Genomic DNA, 952 nt, shown 5'->3' on the forward strand with positions numbered 1-952 from the left:
GMGTTGATCAATGCGAAGTTGATCCATTTGATGATGTTGAACCACAAGATGTCGTCAGCAAGCGTAACCGGCCCGAGGGGCTCCTTCGAGATGATATCCGGTAAGATTACGGCGTCCCCGGGTTTGCTGAGTTTCAGGCGTTCCGCGAAGAGGCCCGAACTGTCAGTCGTCATCGCATCACATTCGTTGGTTTCGAACGCCCTTAGCGTCTTCGCCGCATCGGGATAAGCGCGCTGTTCGATAGCCATGGAGTTGGACTGGAAATAGTTTGCCAACAATTCTTGACCGGTTGTTCCGCATTCAGGAACCTCCGCGCGGTGGAAGTTTGTCTCATTCGGCAAAGTAAATTCTTAACAACTTGCCCAAAACTCAGTTCCCTCAACGTTTGTGAAATCCGCCACTGTCATGCGCTTGCGATCCTTTGCCGCCACCAGGAAAACGAAGGCCTCGCTAGAGGCCCAAAAGAAGAAGGCGGCCCCGCGGGCTTTCCGCCCCGCTTGACCCGCCAAGATTGCAAACGAATTCTGACCGGTGCCACGGCGACCACGCCGGTTTTTGCCGTCCGGAACGGCTTTTGGCATAGAAAAACGCCAAGTCCGTCCATAGGATTAGACAGGGTCCGGCGCAGGCTGCGCAGATCCACCAGGAGCGGGTGGGATGCCTGATTAACGACTGGATGGAGCGGACACGACCATCGTGGTTGTGAACAGGAGTGGCAGAATGGGCAATGACGCTTCACGTCGGTCTTGGGTGTCCCGAGCCGTTCAAATTATCGAGGCCGATTTCAATCGATCGTCTGACACCCATCTTCTGCGCGTGCCACTGCCCGGTGCTCCCGGCGTCGCGCTCTACCTCAAGGATGAATCCACTCACCCGTCGGGCAGTCTCAAACGCCGCCTCGCGCGCTCCCTGTTCCTATATGGACTTTGCAATGGGTGGATCGGGCCGGACA

At 56.5% G+C, this 952-nt stretch carries 1 protein-coding gene and 1 pseudogene; one reads left to right on the top strand and one right to left on the bottom strand.

All coding sequences use genetic code 11. The annotated features are described in order from the left end of the window. A partial coding sequence (locus AC1DVM_RS23170) for a type 2 periplasmic-binding domain-containing protein (RefSeq protein WP_477258494.1) occupies nt 1-341 on the bottom strand: 341 nt, incomplete at its 3' end. A gap of 379 nt (nt 342-720) precedes the next feature. On the opposite strand from AC1DVM_RS23170, the pseudogene AC1DVM_RS23175 reads away from it, so the two are divergent. Further along, nucleotides 721-952 (top strand): annotated as a pseudogene (locus AC1DVM_RS23175) (PLP-dependent cysteine synthase family protein); the annotation flags it as partial.

This window comes from Microvirga sp. P4_A5, from assembly GCF_056402495.1.